1 protein-coding gene is annotated in these 1,501 nt (G+C 40.0%); it reads right to left on the bottom strand.

What is annotated here, in order from left to right; translation table 11 throughout:
- Positions 1-173 precede the first annotated feature (173 nt).
- On the bottom strand, positions 174-1,418 hold the full coding sequence (locus LKD42_RS15035; RefSeq protein ID WP_248836168.1) for an IS256 family transposase: 1,245 nt from the start codon (positions 1,416-1,418) through the stop codon (positions 174-176).
- Positions 1,419-1,501 lie beyond the last annotated feature (83 nt).

Here is a 1,501-nt window from a genome sequence, read left to right as displayed (position 1 = left end):
GACGGTGTGAAATTTTTTCTGTAAATTTAGATCTTCTATGATAATTATGGCGGCTTAACAGCGGTTTCTGCGGTTAAGCCGTTGTCTATTTAATAGCAAAAATAATCTGGCATGTCAAGAGCACCCAGAAAAATCTGGGTGTATATTTATTCCCGGCATTCCACTTTGGATTGTTATATCACCATCCGGTCAGGGTACATGATTTCCAGCTCACCACGTACTCTCCCCCAATTGCGGATCGGCATTGTCCATTTTTTTGCAATCTCAAAAGTGCCCAGATATAATGCTTTCATCAGTGACTGGGAACTCGGGAATACGCTTCTCTGCTTGTTTAGTCTACGATAGCATGAATTCAGTGATTCAATGGCATTCGTAGTATAAAAGGCAGTACGGACATCCTTGGAAAATTTGAAGATGGGGGAGACTGCATCCCAGTTATCATGCCAGCGGTTCATGGCACTTGGGTATTGTCCGGACCATTTCTTTGTTACAGTTTCCAGCTGCTTTCTGGCAGTTTCTTCGCTCGCTGCGGTATAAATTGTTTTCAGATCTTTCGCAAAAGTTTTCATATCCTTGTTTGCGACATATTTAAGGGTATTTCTTACCATATGCACAATGCATCTCTGCTGTTCTGTTTTAGGAAATGCAGTAGAGATCGCATCTTTAATCCCAGTCAATCCATCAGAACAGAGAATGAGGATATCCTGAACTCCACGATTCTTTAAACTATTCAGCACAGACAGCCAATATTTACTGCTTTCATTTTCTCCAACAACAATGCTTAGAACTTCTTTCTTTCCATCTTCATTAATCCCAAGGACAACATATGCGGCAAGCTTTCTGATCACACCGTCATCCCGCACAGAAAAGTGCACAGCATCAATAAAAACAATTGGATACACAGGTGATAATGGACGATTTTGCCATTCCTCAATTCGCGGCAGAAGCTTATCTGTGATATCAGATATCATACCCTCACTGACTTCAAATCCATAGATATCCTCTATAGTCTCTGAAATCTGCCTGGTAGTCATTCCCTTTGCATACATGGCAATGATCTTGTCATCAATCGAAGAAATGTCTTTCTGACGCTTAGGAAGTACCTGCGGTTCAAAGGAGCTTTGACGATCCTGCGGAACATCCACTTCAAATTCACCATATTTACTCCGAACAGTCTTAGACTTTTTACCATTACGGTAATTAGGCTCACCGGATCTTTCGTAACGATCATAGCCAAGATGATTATCCATTTCTGTTTCAAGCATATCTTGAATTGTTCCGGAAAGAAGATCTTTTAATGCATCCTGAATATCCTCCGCAGATTGGATATCATACTCCTGGAGTAATCCTTGAATAAGATTTCTCTTTCCTTCCGTCATTGGTTTTGGTTTGTAAACTTCTTTCTTTCTGTTTGCCATAATAAAAGGCCTCCTATGATTTTAATATTTTATCATAGAAGACCTTTGTTGTGTTGAATTTACAGAGTTTTTTTCACAGGCTC

This window comes from Hominisplanchenecus faecis (assembly GCF_020687205.1).
Classification (GTDB): domain Bacteria; phylum Bacillota; class Clostridia; order Lachnospirales; family Lachnospiraceae; genus Hominisplanchenecus; species Hominisplanchenecus faecis.
This window is presented reverse-complemented; position numbering and strand designations above follow the sequence as displayed.